A 19,809-nucleotide genomic window follows, 5' to 3' on the forward strand; every position below is an offset into this window, starting at 1 on the left:
AGGAGGAGAGCATGTCGACAACGGCCGGTCCGAGCCGGTCCGAGCGCCGCGGGGCCCCGACGGACGCCGTCGAGGAGCTGCGGACGGCACGCTTCGGCCGATTCCACGTGCTGCTCGTCGCCGCCGTCATGCTCGCGACCCTCTTCGACGGGTACGACACGCTCAACCCGTCGTACGTCATCCACTTCGTCGCCGGGCCGTGGGGGCTCAACCACAGCAACACCGGCTTCCTGGTCTCCTCAGGGCTGATCGGGTTCCTGGTCGGCGCGCTCGCGCACGGCCCGATCGCCGACCGGGTCGGCCGTCGGCCGGTGCTGCTCACCGCCCTGGTCGGCTCCGGGATCTTCAGCATGCTCACCGCGGCGCTCGCGGACGGGTTCGCATCGTTCGTGACGCTGCGGTTCCTGACCGGGCTGTTCCTCGGCGTGATCATGCCGCTGGGCACGGCCTACATCAACGAGTTCACCCCCGCCCGCTCCGCCAACCGGGTCGTCATCATCGCGATCTCGGGCTACTGCCTCGGCGGGGTCGCGGCGTCGCTGGTCGGCATCTACGCGACACCGCACCACGGGTGGCACGTCCTGTACTGGATCGGGGGCGGCTCCGTCCTCCTGGCCGCGCTGATCGCGCCGGTGCTGCCCGAGTCGGTGCAGTTCCAGGTGCTCCACGGCGACCATGCCGGGATCGCGCGGACGCTGGCCCGGATCCGCCCCGAGCGCGCCGCGGCGTACGACGGCGCCGTCTTCGCCCGACCGCGCGAGCGCGCCGCGACGGGCGAGATGCTCCGGACGCTCGTCAGCGCGAACTACCTGCGCACCACCATCGGCCTGTGGGTCTGCGCGTTCATGGTGCTGTTCTGCATCTACGGCCTGTCGGGCTGGCTCCCCGAGGCGATGGAGGAGCGCGGCAACGGCTTCGCGGCGTCGTTCGCCTTCCTGACGATCCTCCAGACGGCCGGGATCGTCGGCGGGATCGTCATCGGCGTGCTCTGCGACCGCACCCGGCTCGGCCTCCCCGCCGGCATCGCGATCCTGCTCGGGATCGCCACCGTCGCGGTCGCGCTCGTCGGCATCGGGACCGGCGCTGACGGCGACCTGGTCATGGTCGGCTTCGCCGGCTTCGGGATCATCGGCGGCCAGGCCGTCCTCGACACCCTGGCCGCGCAGAGCTACCCCGCCCACCTGCGCAGCACCGGAACCGGCTCGATGTTCGGCGTCGGCCGGGTCGGCGGCATCCTCGGTCCCTACCTCATCGGCTGGATCCTCGACTGGACCGACGGCCGCACCTGGCTGGTCTTCGTCGCGATCGGCGTCGCGACGGCGCTCGGCGCGGCCACGATGGCCGCCCTCGCGCTGCGGCGTACGCCGGTCCGCGCTCCCGACATCCCGCTGCCCGGCCCCGCCACGGCGCCGGACGCGATCGCTCCCGACGGCGTCACCGCCCACTGAAGCCCCGGACCACTGAGGCCCGGACCCGCACGACCCCAGACGAGAGGACACGATGACCACCACCGACACCCCGCCGACCACCCTCGCCACCGGCGGCTCGGCCGGCTACCGGCGGATCGCGACCGAGGAGGCCTGGGGGCCGCGCGAGATGTTCGACCTGTACCGCCGACTGCTCGACGAGCGGAAGGGCGGGACCGGGTTCCACAGCCTGATGGGGCACTACCTCGCCAGCGACGCCGAGCGGCCGCGGTTCGTCCGCGACCGGCTGCAGGACATCGGCGAGCAGCGGCTGGCCGACATGGACGCGACCGGCATCGACCACGCGGTCCTCGCGCTCACCTCGCCCGGCACCCAGGTGCTCGAGCCGGACGCCGCCCGCGAGATCGCGACGCTCTCCAACGACCTCCTCGCCGAGGCCTGCCGCGCGCACCCCGCCCGCTTCTCGGGGCTCGCGGCGGTCGGCTTCGAGGACGCCGAGTCAGCGGTGAAGGAGCTCCAGCACGGCGTCGGCGACCTCGGCCTGAAGGGGCTGATCTGCAACTCCCACATCCGCGGCCACTACCTCGACGAGCCGCAGTTCGCCCCGATCCTCGAGGCGGCCGAGGCGCTCGACGTACCTCTCTACCTCCACCCGAACACCCCCAACGACACGATGATCGACACGCTCACCGCGTCGGGCCTCGACGGGGCGATCTACGGGTTCGCGGTCGAGACCGGCATGCACCTGCTGCGGATCATCACCTCCGGCGTCCTCGACCGGTTCCCACGGCTGCGGATCGTCGTCGGCCACCTCGGCGAGGCGCTGCCGTTCTGGCTCTACCGGCTCGACTACATGCACCGGGGGCAGGTCGTCTCGAACAGGTACGACGCGATGAAGCCGCTGGAGCTCACCATCCCGGAGTACTTCCGCCGCAACATCTGGATCACCACCAGCGGCATGCCGTGGGCGCCGCCGATCATGTTCTGCCGCGAGGTGCTCGGCGCCGACCGGGTGATGTACGCGATGGACTACCCCTATGAGTACGTCGCCGACGAGGTCCGGATGCAGGACGCCCTACCGCTGAGCGACGCCGAGAAGATGGCGTTCTTCCAGGACATCGCGATCGACGTCTTCGGTCTCGACCGAGCGGCGATCCTCGCCGGATAGGGCTCAGTCCCCGCTCACGCCGATCCGGTGGCCTCCGGCGTGCCCGGCGCGGCCACGCCGCTCTCGCCGAGCCTGACGGCGACGACGCCCGCCAGCACGAGGAGGCCGCCGGCGAGCTGGACGGGTCCGGGGAGCTCGCCGAGCAGCAGCCACGAGAACAGCACGGCGGCCAGCACCTCGAAGAGCCCGAGGAAGGAGGAGACTCGCGAGCCGAGTCGCCGGCCGGCGACGACGCCGGTGGCGTACGACAGCGCCGCCGTGACGACGCCGAGCAGGAGGAGCGGCAGCCACCACGGCGTACGCCCGTCGGCGAAGGCGACCTCTCCCCCGCCGCCGTGCAGCGGCATCAGCCCGGTCACGCCGAGGAGCGCGAGCCCGGCGGCGCCGACGACGAGGCCGAGCCAGGCCAGCGCGAGCGGCGGGAGGCCGGTGGTGTCGTCGCCGTTGATGACGAAGTACGCCGTGACGCTGACCATCGCGCCCACCGCCCACAGGACGCCGGCGACGCTCACGCTCGCGCCGCCGACGAGGTCGAGCACGAGCACGAGGCCGACGACCGCGAGCGCCGCACCGAGGAGCGTCACGCGGCCGGGCCGGTGGCCGTGGCGCAGCCACATCCATGCCACGACGAGCAGCGGCGCGGCGTACTCGATCAACAGGGCCGGCCCGACCTGCATGTGGCGGACCGCGGAGAAGTAGCAGAACTGGCAGGCCGCCACCGCCATCACGCCGTAGACGAGGACCAGCCCGACGTTGCGGCGTACGGCGGCGGCGCGGCCGCGCAGCGACGCGACGCCGAGCGGGGCGAGCACAATCGCCCCGAGCGCGACCCGCACGAGGACGACGGCGCCGGGGCTCCAGCCGGTGTCGAGGAGGCCCCGGGCGAGCGGCCCTGACAGCCCGAAGCTGGTGGCCGAGACGAGCGCGGCGAGGAGGCCTGCGCCGTCCCCGCGGGCGACTCGGATCTCGGTCACGTCATCGGCAATAGCGCTCATGGCAAGTGACGCTAGAGTCGGCGGGTGTAATCTGTCAACATGGTTTTCGCTCATGACGTGGAGGTCGGGCTCCAGGCCGCCGCGGCGCTGGTCAACTCGGCCGTGTCCCCGGACACACTGACGTCGGTCGCCGAGCTGGACGCGTTCTTCGACCGGTTCGACTACACCGGCCGGCACGACCGGACGTCGGCCGAGCTCGACGAGGTGCGGGCGCTGCGCGGTCCGCTGCGCACGCTGCTCACCAGCGACCGCGACGACGCCGTCGACCTGGTCAACGGCATCCTCGCCGAGGCGCAGGCGGTGCCGCGGCTCGTCCGTCACACGGCGTACGACTGGCACATCCACGCGACCTCGCCCGAGGATCCGCTCGCCCGCCGGATCGCGGTCGAGACGGCCATGGCGATGATCGACGTCATCCGCGACGACGAGCTGTCCCGGCTCGGGATCTGCGCCGACGACGAGTGCGACGGCATCGTGCTCGACCTCTCGCGCAACCGGTCGAAGCGGTACTGCTCCACCGCCTGCACGAACCGCAACGCGGTCGCCGCCTACCGCGCCCGGCGCTCCACCGGCTGAGGCAGCCCGATCCGCCCGCCGGCCGCCTCGGGCGGCTCGCTGAGCACGGCGGCGATCCGCGCCGCGACGTCCTCGGGGAACAGCGCCGACCGGCCGGCGACGACGTGGACGCCGAGGATCTCCTCGGTCGCCCGCAGCCGCCCCTCGGCGTACAGCTCGTGCCAGATCCACAGCAGCTTGCCGGTGGCGCCGATGACGCGGGAGCGCACCTCGAGATCGACGCCGGCGGGCACCTCGGCGAGGTACCTGACGTGCGCCTCGACGGTGTAGAGCGAGGCGTCGTACGCCGACCGGTGCTCCTCCCCCAGGCCGACGGCCGCCATCACGGCGTCGGTGGCGTGGCCCAGGACGAGCACGTAGTAGGCCTCGCTGAGATGGCCGTTGTAGTCGATCCACTCCGGCCGCACCGGCTCGCGGTGGACGGCGAGCGGGTCGGCCGCGACCGGGTCAGGCACGCCCGAGCGCCCGGAGGATCGCGATGACGCCCCGGTCGCGCTCGGCGACGAGGTCGTCGATGCTGCGTCCGTCCGCCTCCGCCTCGCAGCCGCCGACCATCGCGGCGCGCAGCTCCGGGGTCAGCTCTGTCGACTCGAGCCGGGTCCACGGCGACTTCAGCGACGGCCCGAAGTGGTCGAGCATGTGGGCCATGCCGCCCTGTCCGCCCGCGAGGTGGAAGGTCAGGCACGGGCCGTGGATCGGCCAGCGCAGCCCCGGCCCGTCGGTGATCGACAGGTCGATCTGCTCGACCGTGGCCTCCCCCGCGGCGACCATGTGCAGCGCCTCGCGCCACATCGCCTCCTGCAGCCGGTTGGCGATGAAGCCGGGGACCTCCCGGTCCAGGGTGATCACCGACTTGCCGGCCGCCCGGTAGAACGCCGCCGCCCAGTCGACCGTCGCCGCCGACGTACGCTCGCCACCGACGACCTCGACCAGCGGGATGAGGTACGGCGGGTTGAACGGGTGCCCCACCACGGTGCGCTGCGGCCGGGCGCACCGCACCTGCATCTCCGACATCCCGTAGCCCGAGGTCGAGGACGCGATGACCACGTCCGGCTCGGCGAGCTCGTCGATGCGGGCGAGCAGGTCCCGCTTGAGCTCGAGCTCCTCCGGCGCGCTCTCCTGCACGAACCCGGTGCCGGCCAGGGCCTCCGCGAGGTCCGCGTGGACGCTGAGGTTGTCCAGCGAGGCCCCATCGGCGAGACCCAGCTCGGTGAGGGCCGGCCACGCGCTGGACACCAGGTGCCGCAGCCGCGGCTCGGCGTCCTCGGCCGGGTCCCAGGCCCGGACCCGGTAGCCGTGAGCGAGGAAGTACGCCGCCCAGCCGCCGCCGATGACGCCGGCGCCGACGCAGGTGACGGTGGTGATCTCGGACGGGGCCATCGCCCCGCCCGTCACAGCGCACCCCGCGGGGCGAGGTCGAGGATCTCGCGGGCGTCGTCGGGCGTCGCGACCGACGCACCCATCGACTCGATGATGGTGCGGGCCCGCTCGACGAGCTGGGCGTTGGTCGCCTTGACCCCCTTGGCCAGGTAGAGGTTGTCCTCGAGGCCGACCCGGACGTGGCCGCCGAGCAGCACCGACTGCGCCACCCACGGCAGCTGCATCCGGCCGAGCGCGAACGACGTCCACACCGCCCCCTCCGGCAGCTGGTCGACCATCGCCGCGAGGAGGCGCGGGTCGGCGGGGGCGCCGTACGGGATGTCCATGCAGAGCTGGAACATCGGCGGCGGGTCGATGAGGCCCTCCTCGACGAGCTGACGGGCGAACCACAGGTGACCGGTGTCGAAGATCTCCATCTCGACGCGGACGTCGAGCTCCTGGATCCGCTTGGCGCCGTCGCGCAGGATGTCGGGGGTGCTGACGTAGACCAGGCTGCCCTCGCCGAAGTTGAGGCTGCCGCAGTCGAGCGTGCAGATGTCCGGCTTCACCACACCGACGTGGGCGAGCCGCTCCACGCCGTTGACGAGGTCGGTCCCCGGCAGGATCGTGGTCGGGTCCGCCGGGTCGAGGTAGAGGTCGCCGCCCATCCCCGCAGTCGTGTTGATGACGACGTCCACGCCGCTGGCGCGGATCAGCTCGACGGCCCGCTCGTACAGCCCGACCTCGCGGGACCCCTGGCCGGTCCGCGGATCGCGGACGTGGACGTGGACGATGGCGGCGCCGGCCTTCGCCGCCTCGATGCCGGACTCGGCGATCTGCTCGGGAGTCACCGGGACGTGCTCGGACTTGCCGACGGTGTCGCCGGCCCCGGTCAGGGCGCAGGTGATGATGACGTTCCGGTTCACCGGAGACCTCCTGGGGTTGTGCTGTTGGTGCAGGTACGCCGGCGCGGAGGCTGGTGCGCTACCGGTCGACGACGTCGATGCGGGGGCTGTTGGCGAGCAGGGTGCGGGTGTAGTCCTCCTGCGGGGAGTCGAGCACCCGGGCGACCAGGCCGGACTCGACGATCCGGCCCGCGTTGAGGATCTGGACGCGGGCCGCGATCGAGCGGACCAGCGCGAGGTTGTGGGTCACGAAGAGCATCGAGATGCCGCGGCTCTGCCGCAGCTCCTCGAGCAGCGCGACGATCGAGCCCTGGACCGAGACGTCGAGGGCCGAGGTGATCTCGTCGCAGACGAGGATGTCGGGCTCGGCGGCCAGCGCCCGGGCGATCGCCACCCGCTGCCGCTCGCCGCCGGAGAGCAGGTGGGTCTTGGCCCGTGCGACTGCGGGCCGCAGCGCCACCGCGTCGAGGAGCTCGGCGACGCGGTCGCGGGCGGCGCGCCCCTTGGCGACGCCGAAGAGCTCCATCGGGCGGCGGATGATCTGCTCGACCGTGAGCCGCGGGTTGAGCGACTGGTAGGGGTTCTGGAAGACGTACTGGATCCGCTTGCGGTCCTCCGCCGAGCGCCGGCGCGACCCGTGCCCCACCGGGTGGCCGTCGAAGTCGATCGTGCCCGTCCAGTCCTTGTGGAGCCCGCCGACGCAGCGCGAGATCGTCGTCTTGCCCGATCCCGACTCCCCCACCAGCGCGACACACTCGGCTCGGGCGATCTCGAAGCCGACGTCGAAGACGACCTGCTTGCGGCCGTAGAAGACATCGAGACCGTCGACCTTGAGCACCGCCTCCCGGACCCGCTCGGGATCGGCGTCGGGCACGCGGCCGACGTTGATGTCCCAGGGCGGCAGCTCCTCGGCGCGCACGCAGCGTACGACGTGGGCGTCGCCGATGATCAGGCGCGGCGGCTCCTCGGCGCAGCGGTCCTGGGCGTAGGCACAGCGGTCGCGGAAGCGGCACCCGGTCGGCCTGCTCCCGGGCGACGGCGTGTTGCCCGGAATCCCGCCGAGAGCCCGTGCCTGCGACAGGTGGGGGATCGCGTCCAGCAGGGCGCGGGTGTAGGGGTGGCGGGGGTCGGTGAAGATCGCCTCCCGCGGACCGATCTCCACGATGCGGCCGGCGTACATCACGGCGACGCGGTCGGCGATGTTGGCGATGACGGCGAGGTCGTGGGTGACGTAGAGGGCGGCCACCTGGTGGCTGCGGCAGAGCTGGTTCATGCTGTCGAGCACCATGCCCTGGGTGGTGACGTCGAGGCCGGTGGTCGGCTCGTCGAGCACCAGCACATTCGGCCTGGGCAGGAACGCCATCGCCAGCGCCACCCGCTGCACCTGACCACCGGAGAGCTGGTGCGGGTAGCGGCGCAGGAACCCGTCGTCGTCGGGCAGGCCGACCTCGACCAGCGCCGCGCGGGCCCGCTCGTCGCGCTCCTGGGCGGTGCCGATGCCGCGCAGCTCGAGGAGCTCCACGATCTGGCGGCCGATCCGGATCGCCGGGTTGAGCGCGGACGCGGGGTCCTGCGGCATGTAGGCGATCTCCGTGCCGCGCACCATCCGGACCTCGTTCGTCCCGAGGCCGAGGATGTCCCGGTCGCCGAGGAGCACCTTGCCGTTCTCGACGATCGCCCCGTCGCGGCAGTACCCGAGCATCGCGGTCCCGACGGTGGTCTTGCCCGAGCCGGACTCGCCCACCAGCCCGACCACCTCGCCGGGCGAGAGCAGCAGGTCGATGTCGTCGACGACGTCGACGCCGGGTCGAGCGGTCAGCCCCACGCGGAGGCCCTCGACGCTGACGCCGTACGCCGGCGTGGTCTCCTCGACGGGCTCGGTCGTCGTCATGAGTCGCTCCTCGTCGCCGCCATCCGGCTGATCCCGTCGGCCATCAGGTTCGTCCCGATCGCGAAGATGCCGATCATGATCACCGGGGCGAGGACCGCCCAGGGCTGCACGAGCAGCGCCAGCCGGTTCTCGTTGATCATCTGGCCCCAGTCGGCCGCCGACGGGTTCGTCGAGAAGCCGAGGAAGCCGATGCCGGCGACCATCCCGATCGAGTAGGTGAGCCGCAGCCCGGCCTCCGCGAGCAGCGGCGCGGTCATGTTGGGCAGGATCTCGGCGAGCAGCACCCGGGTGCGGGACTCGCCCAGGGCCTCGGCCGAGGCGACGAAGTCGCGGCCGACCAGCCCGATCGCGACGCCGCGTGCGAGCCGGGCGACGCGCGGTGCATGGGAAATCCCGACGATCGCGACGATCATCCACCACTTCGGCTCGTCGACCGAGGCCAGCACGAGCAGGGCGAGCAGGATCTGCGGGAACGCGAGCGCCACGTCGTTGAGCCGCATGATCAGCTCGTCGAGCCAGCCGCCGACGTACGCCGCGATGATGCCGATCAGCACCCCGACGACCATACCGACGAGGGTGCAGAGCAGCGCGATCACGAGGATCGAGCGGCCGCCGTGGAGCACCCGGCTCCAGACGTCCTCGCCGAGGTAGTCGGTGCCGAGCCAGGAGCCCTCGTGGGTGAACGGCCTGCCGACGATCGTCTGCTCGCCGTACGGCGCCACCCACGGCCCGACGACGGCCACCAGGACGACCACGAGGGTGATCGCGAGCCCGACGGCGAGCCGCGGCTGGCCGAGGCCGCGCCTGACCCGGCCGCCGACTCCGCTCACAGCGGTCATGACGCTCATGACGAGATCTCCGTCCTCGCCTTCGGCGTGAAGAGGATGGCGAGCACGTCGGCGACGAGGTTGACGACGACGTACACGGCGGCGATGACCATGCTCAGCGCCTGGACCATCGGGAAGTCGCTGTTGGTGACGCTGTCGACGAGGCTGGCCCCGATGCCCGGGTAGGAGAAGAGGTACTCCACGATCACGACGCCTCCGGCCAGCCAGGCCAGCTGCAGCGCGATGACCTGGATGCCGGGCACGACGGCGTTGAGCAGGGCGTGCCGGCGGAGCACGACCCGCTCCGGGACCCCCTTGAGCCGGGCCAGCTCGACGTAGTCGCTGTCGAGCACCTCGAGCAGGGTCGCGCGCAGGATCCGGATGATGTACGGCGCGACGGCGAGAACGAGCGTGATCACCGGTAGCACCATCGACACCGGGTGGTGCCACGGTGCGGAGCCGCCCTCGCTGATCGTCACGGCCGGGAACCAGTGCAGGACGGTGGTCGACAGCAGCGCCACCAGCAGGATCCCGATCACGAACTCGGGCAGCGCCGCGAGCCCGAGCAGGCCGACCTGGACCCCCTGGTCGAGCTTGCCCTGCCGGAACCGCGCGCACAGGAGGGCGACGCCGAACGAGACCGGTATCGCGACGATCGCGGCGGCCGCGACCAGCACCGCGCTGTTGACGATCCGGTCGCCGATGAGGCTGCTGACCGGCAGGTTGTTGGAGACCGAGGTGCCGAGGTCGCCGGTGAAGAGGCCGCCGAGCCAGTCGAGGTAGCGGTGCGGCCAGGACCAGTCGAGGTGGAGCTGCTCGCGCAGCTGCGCCACCCGGCCCGGCGATGCCTCGTAGTCGCGGCCGAGGATCGCCCGCACGGGGTCACCGAGCGCGGTCGTGGCGGCGAAGACGAGCAGCGACACGAGCCAGAGGGTGAGGACGGCGAGCCCGATCCGCCGCAGCACCCAGCGGACCCAGGCGCCGCCGACCGGCGCCGACCGCGCAGGCGCGGTCGGCGTCGGTGCCGGGACGGCGGTGGCGGTGTCGGTCACGGTGGCTTCCTGGTGTCGGTGGGCTCAGCGGCAGGGGTCTAGACGAACGAGACCTTGTGGAACTTGTACGACGAGCAGGGCAGGTAGCGGTGGGGCGTCAGCCCCGTCACGAGGTTGGAGTAGGCGTCGACCTGGCGCCGGAAGCCCCAGATGATGTAGCCGCCGGTGTCGTACTCGATCTTCTGCGCCTGGTGGCACAGGTCGGTGCGCTTCGCCTCGTCGGGCTCGCGGCGGGCCCGGGCGATGAGCGCGTCGAACTCGTCGTTCTGGAAGTGGCACTCGTTGTAGGGAGAGTTCTTCTGCGCGCACTGGGCCACCTGCGGGATGTAGTTGCGGGTGTTCCAGAAGTCCTGGGCGAAGTTCCAGGACAGGTAGCGGTCGCCGTAGAAGATGCTGCCCTCGGTCTTCCGCAGGCGTACGTCGATGCCGGCCTGCCGCGCCTGGCTCACGAAGAGGTTGGCCGACTCGACGCCACCGCTGCCGACGGCGTCTGAGGTGACCAGCTCGACCTGGAGGTCGGCGTGGCCCGCCTGGCGCAGCAGCGACTTCGCCTGGTCGATGTCCTGGTGGCGCTGCGGGAGGCTCTTGTCGTACGCCGGATCGAACGGCGCGTAGAGGTCGTTGCCGAGGATGCCGTAGCCGCTGAGCGCCTGGTCGATCATCTGCTGCCGGTCCACGACCATCCGCAGCGCCTGCCTGACCCGGACGTCCTTGAACGGCGCCACGTCCACGCGCATCGTGAACGGCACCCACGCGCCGGTCTCCGAGATCAGCGGCGAGGCGCCCTGCCGGTGGATCGCGTCGACGAGGTACGTCGGCAGGTTGTCGACCACCTGGACCTGACCGGCCAGCAGCGCGTTGACCTTCGCGGCGTCGTCGCTGAAGTCGTAGATGTAGAGCTCGTCGACCCACGCCGGCTCGCCCCAGTAGTCGTCGAACCGCTCGAAGCGGGAGACCAGCCCGGGCGTGAACGACTTGTACTTGAACGCGCCGGTCCCGACCGGGTTCTTCAGGTCGAAGTCGGTGGGGATGATGCCGACGGTGTACTCCGCGAGCAGCTGGTCGAGGACGGCGTACGGCGACTTGAGCGGCAGCTCGATCGTGCGCTTGTCGCGGACCTTGGCGTTCTTGAGGTCGAGGATCGCGGCCAGCTCGACGCCGCCGGGCGCGGTGTTCTTCGGGTCCGTCACGCGACTGAGGGTGTGGAGCACGTCCGCGGGGGTGAGGTCCTTGCCGTGGTGGAAGGTGACGTCCGGCCGGAGCCGCACGGTCCACACGGTCGCGTCCCCGTTCGGCGTCACCTCGGTGGCCAGCCCCGGGGACACCTGGTACTTCGCGTCCCAGAGCAGCAGCGGCTCGTAGAGGTTGTTGCAGCGCGAGATGTCGGGGTTGGTGACCGGGAAGTGCGGGTCGAGGGTATCGGTGAGACCACCGCCCGTGGCGCCCTGGCTCAGCACGCCCCCGCGCTTGCGCGGGGCGGATGCGTCGACCGGCGCGGTCTGCACGCCGCAGGCGGTGAGGGCTCGCGCGGCGGCCGCGCCGCCCACCGCGGTGGCGGTCCACCGGAGTGCGTCGCGGCGCGAGATCTGCTTCCCGGACTGCGCCTGGGATGCGTATTCTGAGCGTCGGTTCGTCATGCGAGCACCTTTCGCGCGATGCGAACCTATTGGCCGGTCGTCGGCGGGGTCAAGGGCCAACGACCGGTGAAAAGGAGGTTTCACCGACATGGCCGACGAGGGTGCCCGCCGCTCGGGAAGGGTCCAGTCGGTGGAGCGCGCCTCCGCGCTGCTGCGGGCCGTCGCCTCGGCCGCGTGCCCTCGCGACACCACCGTCCGGGAGCTCGCCGAGGCGTGCGGGCTCCACCGGGCGACCGCCTGGCGGATCCTCACCACCCTCGAGGCCGACGGGCTGGTGCGCCAGGACCGGGTGACCGGGCAGTGGTCGATCGGCCCGGGCCTGCTCGACCTGGTCGGTGCGTACGACACCGACACTCTCGTGCGCGACGCCGGGCCGGTCCTCGAGCAGCTCGCGCGAGACACCGGCGAGACGGCCGCGATCGCCTTCCCCGCCGCGGGCCGGCTGCGGTACATCGAGGAGGTCGAGCCGGCCTCGATCGTCTCGGTCCACTGGAAGGGCCGGACGGTGCCGCTGCACGCCACCTCCACCGGCAAGGCGCTGCTGGCGTACGCCGGCGACGACTTCGTGGACAGTGCGCTGCGGATGCCGCTCGAGGGGTTCACCCCGACGACGATCACCGACCCGGCCGAGCTGCGGGCGGTGATCGGCGAGGACCGCGCGCGGGGCTACAGCGTCTGCCGGGGAGAGTACGAGGTGACGGCGTACGGCGTGTCCTCGGCGGTCCTCGACCGCTCCGGCCGGCCGCTCGCGGTGCTCAGCATCTGGGGCCCGCGCCACCGGCTGCCCGAAGAGCGGTTCGCCGAGCTCGGCGAGCTGGTCGTCGAGGGGGCCACCGCGCTCTCCCGGCCGCGCTCGGGCGCGTCGGCCGACTGACCGTCCGCCGGCCCGGCCGGCCTATCCCGTCGCCGTCCGCACAAGGTCCAGTGCGTCCTTCACCGTCCCGGCCGGGTCGGTCACCGGGAACAGCACCTCGCGGATCACCCTGTCGGGGCCGACCAGCATCGTCAGCCGCTTGAACCTCGACTCGCCGCCGGCACGGAAGGTCGGCAGCCGCAGCGCGGCGGCGAGGTCGAGCCGCTCGTCCGAGACCAGCGGGAAGGGCAGGCCGAGGTGGTCGGCGAGCGCGTCGAGCTGGTCCTGGCGCTGGGTGCTGACCCCGACGACCTGCGCGCCGGCGTCCCGGAACTCGGCGTACGCGTCCCGGAAGGTGGTCGCCTCGAGGGTGCAGCCCGCGGCGCCCGGGATGTCGCCCCAGCCGGGCGGGTAGAACCGCGTGCCCGGCGGTGCGGCGCCCGGGAAGAAGTACACGACCGTCGAGCCGGCGTGCGCGAGCGGATCGGGACGGAGCTGCGGCACGGCGCGCCCGACGAGACCTTGCGCGCGGCGCGCCTCCCCCGAGTCGGGAGCGCTGCTCGCGTCGAGGCTCCCGTCGCCGAGGACGTAGCGGGTCCCCCAGTCCTGCAGCGCGACGAGGACGGGGAGCAGCCCCCTGCCCTTCTCGGTGAGGTGGTACTCGAAGCGTGGCGGCCGAGCGGAGTACTGCCGCCGCTCCACCACCCCGTCCGACTCGAGCGCGCGGAGCCGCTCGGCGAGGACCTTGCGGCTGATCCCGAGGTCGGCCCTGAGGGCGTCGAACCAGTGGAGACCGCCGGCGACGTCCCTGATGACCAGCAGGGTCCACCAGTCCCCTACGACCCCGAGAGCCTGCGCGATCGCACAGTCGGGGTCGACCGCCTCCACGTCCCGCACCGAGGCCCCCTTCATCGTTCCGACCCTGCCATGGTAAGAGTTAGTTTCGAAAAGGAACTTACTCCGAGGAGCAAACGGTGGACCTGCGCGACGTGCCGCGAACCGTCTGGGTCCTGGCCGTCGGCCGCTTCTTCGGCTCCGCGTCCTCCTTCCTGATGCTCTTCCTGACCCTGTATCTGACGGGTCCGCGTGACCTCGCTGCGCCTCTCGCCGGTCTGCTCGCCGGCGCATACGGCGTCGGCATGCTGCTCGGCAGCTTCACCGGCGGTCGCTGGGGCGACTGGCTGGGGCACCGGCGCGTGCTCGTGTGGTGCTCGACCGCCGCCGCAGTGGGCGTGGCCTCGGTCCCCTGGCAGCCGGTCGGCGTGCTCGCCGTGGTGCTGCCGGTATCGGCGTACCTCGCCGCCACCGCCTCGGTCTCTTCGGGCGCCATGTCGGCGCTCGCGGTGGAGCGCGGGGACCGGCGTACGTCGGTGGCGATCGGGCGGGCGTTCTCCAACGCCGGGTTCGTGCTCGGTCCGCCCTTGGGCGCGGTCATCGCCGCCCACTCCTACGGCGCCCTCTTCGTCGTCGACGGCGCGCTGACCCTCGCGGTCCGCTTCGCGACCGTCCCCGCCCTGCCGCGGGAGGCGGGGACCCGCCCCGCGCCCGCCGGTCCGCGTCCGAGCATGTGGCAGGCGCTGAGGGCCGACCGGGCGCTGCTCGGCTTCCTGCCGGCCGTCGTGCTCGCCGACGTCGTCTACCGCCAGCTCTACACGACCGTCCCGCTGCGGCTGCGCGACGCCGGCGAGCCGGTCGGCCTCTACACCGCGATCATCGCACTCGGCTCCGGCCTCATCCTCGCCCTGGAGGTCCCGGTGGCGCTCCGCCTGCGACGGCGGTCGGCGTACCCGATCATCGCCGCCGGCTACGCGCTGGTCGGCCTCGGCATGGTCGGCTTCGGGCTTCCGGTCTCGGTCGCCACCGCGACGCTCGCGATGGTCGTCCTCACCGCCGGCGAGATCCTCTACAAGACCACGGCCACCGCGCACGTCCTCGACGCCGCCCCCGACCACCTGGTCGGGCAGTACCAGGGCCTCTACACCGGCGCCGCGACCAGCGGCACGATGCTCGCCGCGCCGATCGGCACGGCGGTGTACGCCGCAGCGCCGGCGCTGCTGTGGCCCGGCTGCCTCCTCGCCTGCCTCGTCGCGGCGGGCGTCGTGCTCGCCGATCGGCTGACGAGCCCGTCCCCGCGCGATCTGCCGGAGCCGGAGGTCGTCGGCGAGCCGCCGCGCAAGGTCGCCGGATGACCGGCCTCATCGCGAAGCTCAGTACGACGGGACGAACCGGCCCGGCACCTTCACGCCGGCCGGGGCGTGGAGCACGGCGTTGACGCCGTCGACGGCCCAGGGCAGGACGTCCGCGGCGGTGAGCTCGTGCTGCGTGCCGTCGGGTGCGGCGATGCTCGGGCAGCTGAGGTCGACGACGTAGTCGCGGTGCGCGGGCCCGCTGCTCAGGCGGAGCAGCGCCCACTCACCGCCGCGCGCGGCGTAGCAGCTGTACTCCCCCAGCGGCTTGGCCGCCGCCACGGCGTCGGCGAGCTGCTTGGCCGGACCGGACTCGAGGCTCTGCTCGTAGAGCAGGTCGTAGTGCGACATGCTCGCGTCCGCGGCGTACGCGCAGACCGTCATCGACTGCGGGGAGAAGAGCGGGGCGTCCTCGGCGCTGCTGCCGACGACGGGCGGCGAGTCGAGCCGCGCGGAGCACTGGCCGTGCGCGGGGGCGGCCGAGTCGAGGATCTGGCGGCGCAGGGTGTCGTCGCGGGTCGCGACGGTCACCGTCTCGTCGCCCACCGCGATGGTCTCCTGCGTCCAGCCGCCGCCGAGCTCGACCGTGCCGGTCGGCTGGTTGGAGCCGAGCCAGACGTACGGCGCGGTCGGCAGCGGCTGGGTGCCGGGGGTCGAGGTGGGGCAGCGCGGGATCTGCGAGACCGGCCGGCCGACATACCCGTGCACGGCCTCGCCCGGCGTACGCCGGTGGCCGTCCGCGCCGACCCGCTCGTCGACGCCGCACGCCGGCGGCGCCGCTCCCCAGCCCCAGTCGGAGGGGACGTAGACCATCACGTCGTGCCAGACCTCGAGCCGGAAGCCGGCCGGGCCGGCATCGGCCGGCTCGCTCGCCGCGGGGGTCGGCGACCCGTCGTCGCGGCCGTCGACGACGGCGAGGGTCCCAGCGACCACAGCGACCACGGCGGCTGCTGCGGCGCCGCCGACGAGGCGGGAGCGGCGCGCGTGGCGTCGGCGGCGTACGGCCTCGGTCCGGGCGCGGTCGGCCACCGGCACCGTCACGTCCGGCTCGCCGGCGAGGTGCTGGAGGCCTGCCCGGAGGACCTGCTCGAGCTGCTGGTCGGTCGGCTCAGTCATCGGAGAGCTCCTTGCGCAGGGCGACGAGGGCACGGTGGACGTGGGAGCGGGCGGTCGCCTCGGAGCAGCCGAGCAGGTCGGCGATCTCGTCGTAGTCGCGGTCCTCGTAGTAGCGGAGCACGACCGCGGCACGCTGCTGGCGGGGCAAGCCGTCGCACACGCGGCGTACGGCCTCGGTCAGGGCGACCTCCTCGGCCGGGTCCCCGTCGCCCTGGCCGCGCGGGTCCGAGCCCCTGACGTCGGCGACCGGCCACTCCCGGCGCCGGCCTCGGCGCCACAGCGAGACGTGCTCGTTCGCGACCATGCGGCGGACGTAGGCCTCGGGGTCGTCGGCGCGTACGACGTGGTCCCAGCGGACGTACGCGCGCTCCAGCGCCGACTGCACGGCGTCCTCCGCCTCGGCCTGGGTGCCGGTGACGAGGTAGGCGAACCGCAGCAGCGCCGGCGCCCGCGCCTCGACCCACTGGTCGAAGCTCGGCGCCGTCGCCGGTCGCTCCGTCACACCCACATCCACGCACGACTGACGCCGCTGCGCGAGCGTTTGTGGCAGCCGGGTTCGACTCAGTCGCCGAGGAACTGACGCAGGGCCGCGGTGAAGACGTCGGGCCGCTCGGAGTGCAGCCAGTGGCCGGCGCCCTTGATCGTGACCTTGCGGTAGTGCGGGAACCAGCGCCGCATGGCGTCGGCGTACTCGTCCTTCACGTAGCCCGACCGCTCCCCCGCGAGCCAGAGCACCGGCCCGTCGTACGGCGGGGTGCCGGCCAGCCGGTCCTCGGGCCAGCCGCCGATCTCGGCCAGGCCGCGGGCGAGCACGTCGAGGTTGAGCTGCCAGCGCCAGGAGTCGCCGTGGCGGCGGAGGTTCTGGAGCAGGAAGCCGCGGATGGTGGGGTCCGGCACAGCCGGCTCGAGCAGCCGGTCGGCGTCCTCGCGCCGCGTCACGGCGTCGAGGTCGAGCGACTGGAGCGCCGAGGTGTAGGTGACGAAGTCGCGGGCGGTCGGGTAGGCGACCGGCGACATGTCCGCGACCACCAGGCGCTCGACGAGCGAGGGATGGGTGAGGGCGAGCAGCATCGCCACCTTGCCGCCCATCGAGTGGCCGACCACCGCGGCCGGGTCGTCCTCGGACCCCTGCGCCTCCACCAGCTCGGCGACGTGGTCGGCGACGTCGAGGTAGTCGAAGCGCTCGGACGACGGCGACCGTCCGTGGTGGGGCAGGTCGACGAGGAGGACGCGGTGACGGTCGGCGAGCGCCTTGCCGATGGTCGTCCAGTTGCGGCCCTGCCCGAACAGGCCGTGGAGGAAGACGACCCTGGTCCCGGACTCCCCCATCGTCAGGGTGTGCAGGGAGGGCCGGGTCACACCCGTCAGCGTAGTGGGGTCACCGGTCAACAGAAGCAGACGGGGCCGCTCACCGCACGTCCGGTTCTGTCAGAAGTCGAACCCGTCGAAGAGGTCGCCGATGCCGTCGCCGATGTCGCCGATGCCGTCCCCGATGCCGCCGATCAGGTCACCCATCCCGTCACCGATGCCCTCCGCGAGGCCGCCGAGGCCCCACAGGATGTCGTCGGCGAACATGCCCACGAAGAGCCACTCCATCGGCCCGAAGCCGGAGAAGTAGCCGCGCGCGTACGGCTGGTACTGCCGTCCGCCCTGCCAGTACGGCACCCGCTGCGGGCCGACCATGACCTGCCGGATGTCGGGCATGGCGCCGACGCGCAGCCGGTCGGCGTCGAGGGCGCACGCCGGGACCTGCTTCACGGTGCCGTCCGGAAAGGTCCAGGACACGTCGGTCTTGGAGATGCCGTGGCGCGGGTCGAAGAAGCAGGGCGCCCGCTTGGTCGGCAGCGGGTCGCCCTTCACCCGCGCGCGCACGCAGTCGATCGCGTAGCGACCGTCCTCGACGATGCTCGTCACGTGGGAGATGTCCTCCGGCTTCGCCATCGCGTCGCCGGACTGCTTGGCGGCCTCGTAGGCGTCGAGCGCGCGCTGGTAGTCGGCCCGGGCCGCCGTGTCCAGCTCGGTCCCGGCGAGCTCGAGGTCGAGCCGCTGCAGCTCCTCACCGAGGGCGGTCACGTCCTCGAAGGCGAGCCTCTTGACGGGCTCCAGCGCCTGGCGCTTCCGCTCCAGGGCGTTGGCCTTGCTGCGCTTGTTGGCCATCACGATCGCCACCACGGCGGCGACGACGACCAGGAGGAGGACGATGCTTCCCATGGCCACAGCCTACGGTGCCGGTGGTCGCCCGGCGGCCGCCGTCATCCGGGCGCCGGCCTGGGCGACGTACTCGCCCAGCTCGGCCGGCTCGAGCACCTCGAAGTCGATCCCGAGGAGGCCGAGGTGGAGGGCCAGCGCCCAGAGGTCGTGCGCGCCGGTCTCGAGGACGCAGTGGTCCTCGCCCTCGGGCGTGATGCCTCCGATCCAGGCCGGGATCCGTTCGCGGGCCGCCGCGGCCGGGGCGCGCAGCCTGATCCGCGCGGGATGGGCGTACGACGACGAGCTGATCGCCCGCTGCACGAACTGCGCCGGGTCCGGATGGTCGCGCGGCCGGTAGCGCAGCGTCGAGGTGCGCAGGTCGCGCAGCCGGTCCAGCCGGAACGTGCGCCAGTCGTCGCGATCGAGGTCGAACGCCATGAGGTACCACCGCCGGCCGGTCGCGACCATTGCGTAGGGCTCGACCCGCCTGACGGTGGCCGCTCCGTCGCGGGCGTCGTAACCGAACTCGACGCGGAGCCGGTCCCGGGTCGCCTTGGCGAGCTGGAGCAGCGCATCGGCGTCGACCTCGATCCGGGCGCCCTCGAGGGTGGCGATCGCGTCGTGGAGCGCGCGCACCTCCGCGCGCAGCCGGGCCGGGAGCACCTGGTCGAGCTTGGCGAGCGTGCGTACGGCGGCCTCGGAGGCGCCCGCGACGGTGCCTCCCGCAGCGAGCCGCAGCGAGACCGCCGTCGCGATGGCCTCCTCGTCGTCGAGCAGCAGCGGCGGCAGCGCCTTGCCGGCGCCGAGCTGGTAGCCCCCGCCTACGCCCTGGGCAGCGTTCACCGGGTAGCCGAGCGACCGCAGCCGCTCGACGTCGCGGCGGATGCTGCGCGTCGTCACCCCGAGCCGCTCGGCCAGCTCAGGGCCGGTCCACACCGGTCGCTGCTGCAGCAGCGCGAGCAGGCGCAGCACCCGCTCCGTCGTACCCGTCTCGCTCATACCATCAGCCTGTCACAGCTAGCGGACCGAATCTGTCCGCTAAGGGAGGTTGACTGGGCCCATGACCGAATGGAACGCACTCCTGCGCGAGCAGCTCGAGTGGCACTGGACCCACCAGCTGAGGCCCCGCCTCGAGGGCCTGACCGACGACGAGTACTTCTGGGAGCCGGTCCCCGGCGCCTGGAACGTCCGTCCCCGCGGGACCTCCACCGCTCCGATGGCCGCCGGTGGCGGCGACTACACCATCGACTGGGCCTTCCCGGAGCCGGAGCCCGCGCCCGTGACCACCATCGCCTGGCGGCTCGGCCACGTCGTCGTCGGCGTGCTCGCGGCGCGCAACGCGTCGCACTTCGGCGGCCCGTCGGCGTCGTACGAGACATGGGAGTACGCCGGCACCGCCAAGGAGGCGCTCGACCAGCTCGAGACCCAGCTGGCGAGCTGGAGCGCCGGCGTGGCCGACTGGGGCGATGACCGGCTCGTCGAGCCGATCGGCCCGGCCGAGGGTGCGTTCGCCGAGCTTCCCAAGGCCGCCCTCGTCCTCCACATCAACCGCGAAGCGATCCACCACCTGTCCGAGGTCGCGCTGCTGCGCGACCTCTACCTCCACACCAGCGGAAGGACCCTCTGA

Annotated in this window: 20 protein-coding genes; 6 read left to right on the plus strand and 14 right to left on the minus strand. The window is 72.6% G+C overall.

Going from position 1 to position 19,809, the window contains the following annotated elements:
- The first annotated feature begins 11 nt into the window (after positions 1 to 11).
- Positions 12 to 1,448 (plus strand): MFS transporter, encoded by a 1,437-nt coding sequence (locus ABLE53_RS23070; protein ID WP_348861516.1) that lies wholly within the window; start codon positions 12 to 14, stop codon positions 1,446 to 1,448.
- A 52-nt stretch (positions 1,449 to 1,500) separates the two neighbouring features.
- The gene (locus ABLE53_RS23075; protein ID WP_348861517.1) at positions 1,501 to 2,595 is read left to right on the plus strand and encodes an amidohydrolase family protein; all 1,095 of its coding nucleotides are present in this window, start codon (positions 1,501 to 1,503) and stop codon (positions 2,593 to 2,595) included.
- 14 nt (positions 2,596 to 2,609) lie between these two features.
- Here ABLE53_RS23075 and ABLE53_RS23080 read toward each other — a convergent pair whose 3' ends face one another.
- Positions 2,610 to 3,590 (minus strand): EamA family transporter, encoded by a 981-nt coding sequence (locus ABLE53_RS23080; RefSeq protein ID WP_348861518.1) that lies wholly within the window; start codon positions 3,588 to 3,590, stop codon positions 2,610 to 2,612.
- Positions 3,591 to 3,629: 39 nt separating this feature from the next.
- Between ABLE53_RS23080 and ABLE53_RS23085 the strand changes: the two genes are divergently transcribed.
- A complete protein-coding gene (locus ABLE53_RS23085) occupies positions 3,630 to 4,166 on the plus strand; it encodes a CGNR zinc finger domain-containing protein (protein ID WP_348861519.1) in 537 nt (178 codons plus the stop codon).
- On the opposite strand, the gene ABLE53_RS23090 is transcribed toward ABLE53_RS23085, so the two are convergent.
- From ABLE53_RS23090 to ABLE53_RS23120, 7 genes are read right to left on the minus strand one after another with little or no spacing between them, the layout of a single operon-like run.
- Entirely contained in the window at positions 4,139 to 4,621 is a 483-nt protein-coding gene (locus ABLE53_RS23090; RefSeq protein WP_348861520.1) for a thioesterase family protein, read from the minus strand. The genes ABLE53_RS23085 and ABLE53_RS23090 overlap by 28 nt on opposite strands.
- Positions 4,614 to 5,546, minus strand: a complete 933-nt coding sequence (locus tag ABLE53_RS23095; RefSeq protein WP_348861521.1) for a 3-hydroxyacyl-CoA dehydrogenase NAD-binding domain-containing protein — start codon at positions 5,544 to 5,546, stop codon at positions 4,614 to 4,616. The genes ABLE53_RS23090 and ABLE53_RS23095 overlap by 8 nt, the downstream gene beginning before the upstream one ends.
- A gap of 11 nt (positions 5,547 to 5,557) precedes the next feature.
- A complete protein-coding gene (locus ABLE53_RS23100; protein ID WP_348861522.1) occupies positions 5,558 to 6,451 on the minus strand; it encodes a beta-keto acid cleavage family enzyme in 894 nt (297 codons plus the stop codon).
- A gap of 58 nt (positions 6,452 to 6,509) precedes the next feature.
- Positions 6,510 to 8,321, minus strand: a complete 1,812-nt coding sequence (locus tag ABLE53_RS23105; protein WP_348861523.1) for an ABC transporter ATP-binding protein — start codon at positions 8,319 to 8,321, stop codon at positions 6,510 to 6,512.
- Positions 8,318 to 9,169: an ABC transporter permease gene (locus ABLE53_RS23110; protein ID WP_348861525.1), complete on the minus strand. Its 852-nt coding sequence runs from the start codon at positions 9,167 to 9,169 to the stop codon at positions 8,318 to 8,320. Before ABLE53_RS23110 ends, ABLE53_RS23105 begins: the two co-directional genes overlap by 4 nt.
- On the minus strand, positions 9,166 to 10,200 hold the full coding sequence (locus ABLE53_RS23115) for an ABC transporter permease (RefSeq protein WP_348861526.1): 1,035 nt from the start codon (positions 10,198 to 10,200) through the stop codon (positions 9,166 to 9,168). Before ABLE53_RS23115 ends, ABLE53_RS23110 begins: the two co-directional genes overlap by 4 nt.
- Before the next feature lie 38 nt (positions 10,201 to 10,238).
- A complete protein-coding gene (locus tag ABLE53_RS23120) occupies positions 10,239 to 11,837 on the minus strand; it encodes an ABC transporter substrate-binding protein (protein WP_348861527.1) in 1,599 nt (532 codons plus the stop codon).
- An 88-nt stretch (positions 11,838 to 11,925) separates the two neighbouring features.
- Between ABLE53_RS23120 and ABLE53_RS23125 the strand changes: the two genes are divergently transcribed.
- Positions 11,926 to 12,711: an IclR family transcriptional regulator gene (locus ABLE53_RS23125; protein ID WP_348861528.1), complete on the plus strand. Its 786-nt coding sequence runs from the start codon at positions 11,926 to 11,928 to the stop codon at positions 12,709 to 12,711.
- A gap of 21 nt (positions 12,712 to 12,732) precedes the next feature.
- Here the strand turns inward: ABLE53_RS23125 and ABLE53_RS23130 are convergent, their stop codons facing one another.
- Positions 12,733 to 13,602, minus strand: coding sequence for a winged helix-turn-helix transcriptional regulator (locus ABLE53_RS23130; RefSeq protein WP_348861529.1), 870 nt, complete (start codon positions 13,600 to 13,602; stop codon positions 12,733 to 12,735).
- Between the two features lie 62 nt (positions 13,603 to 13,664).
- On the opposite strand from ABLE53_RS23130, the gene ABLE53_RS23135 reads away from it, so the two are divergent.
- Positions 13,665 to 14,879 carry an MFS transporter gene (locus ABLE53_RS23135; RefSeq protein WP_348861530.1) on the plus strand — a complete coding sequence of 405 codons (1,215 nt, stop codon included), beginning with the start codon at positions 13,665 to 13,667 and terminating at the stop codon, positions 14,877 to 14,879.
- An 18-nt stretch (positions 14,880 to 14,897) separates the two neighbouring features.
- On the opposite strand, the gene ABLE53_RS23140 is transcribed toward ABLE53_RS23135, so the two are convergent.
- The 5 genes from ABLE53_RS23140 to ABLE53_RS23160 form a co-directional block, all read right to left on the minus strand.
- Positions 14,898 to 15,992 carry a hypothetical protein gene (locus ABLE53_RS23140; RefSeq protein WP_348861531.1) on the minus strand — a complete coding sequence of 365 codons (1,095 nt, stop codon included), beginning with the start codon at positions 15,990 to 15,992 and terminating at the stop codon, positions 14,898 to 14,900.
- The gene (locus ABLE53_RS23145; protein ID WP_348861532.1) at positions 15,985 to 16,494 is read right to left on the minus strand and encodes a SigE family RNA polymerase sigma factor; all 510 of its coding nucleotides are present in this window, start codon (positions 16,492 to 16,494) and stop codon (positions 15,985 to 15,987) included. Before ABLE53_RS23145 ends, ABLE53_RS23140 begins: the two co-directional genes overlap by 8 nt.
- A 59-nt stretch (positions 16,495 to 16,553) precedes the next feature.
- Positions 16,554 to 17,351: an alpha/beta fold hydrolase gene (locus tag ABLE53_RS23150; protein ID WP_348861533.1), complete on the minus strand. Its 798-nt coding sequence runs from the start codon at positions 17,349 to 17,351 to the stop codon at positions 16,554 to 16,556.
- A gap of 69 nt (positions 17,352 to 17,420) precedes the next feature.
- Positions 17,421 to 18,203, minus strand: a complete 783-nt coding sequence (locus ABLE53_RS23155) for a hypothetical protein (RefSeq protein WP_348861534.1) — start codon at positions 18,201 to 18,203, stop codon at positions 17,421 to 17,423.
- A gap of 9 nt (positions 18,204 to 18,212) precedes the next feature.
- Positions 18,213 to 19,181, minus strand: coding sequence for a helix-turn-helix transcriptional regulator (locus ABLE53_RS23160; RefSeq protein WP_348861535.1), 969 nt, complete (start codon positions 19,179 to 19,181; stop codon positions 18,213 to 18,215).
- A gap of 61 nt (positions 19,182 to 19,242) precedes the next feature.
- Between ABLE53_RS23160 and ABLE53_RS23165 the strand changes: the two genes are divergently transcribed.
- Positions 19,243 to 19,809 carry a DinB family protein gene (locus ABLE53_RS23165; RefSeq protein WP_348861536.1) on the plus strand — a complete coding sequence of 189 codons (567 nt, stop codon included), beginning with the start codon at positions 19,243 to 19,245 and terminating at the stop codon, positions 19,807 to 19,809.

The sequence above is a fragment of the Nocardioides asiaticus genome, from assembly GCF_040049175.1.
Classification (GTDB): domain Bacteria; phylum Actinomycetota; class Actinomycetes; order Propionibacteriales; family Nocardioidaceae; genus Nocardioides; species Nocardioides cheoyonin.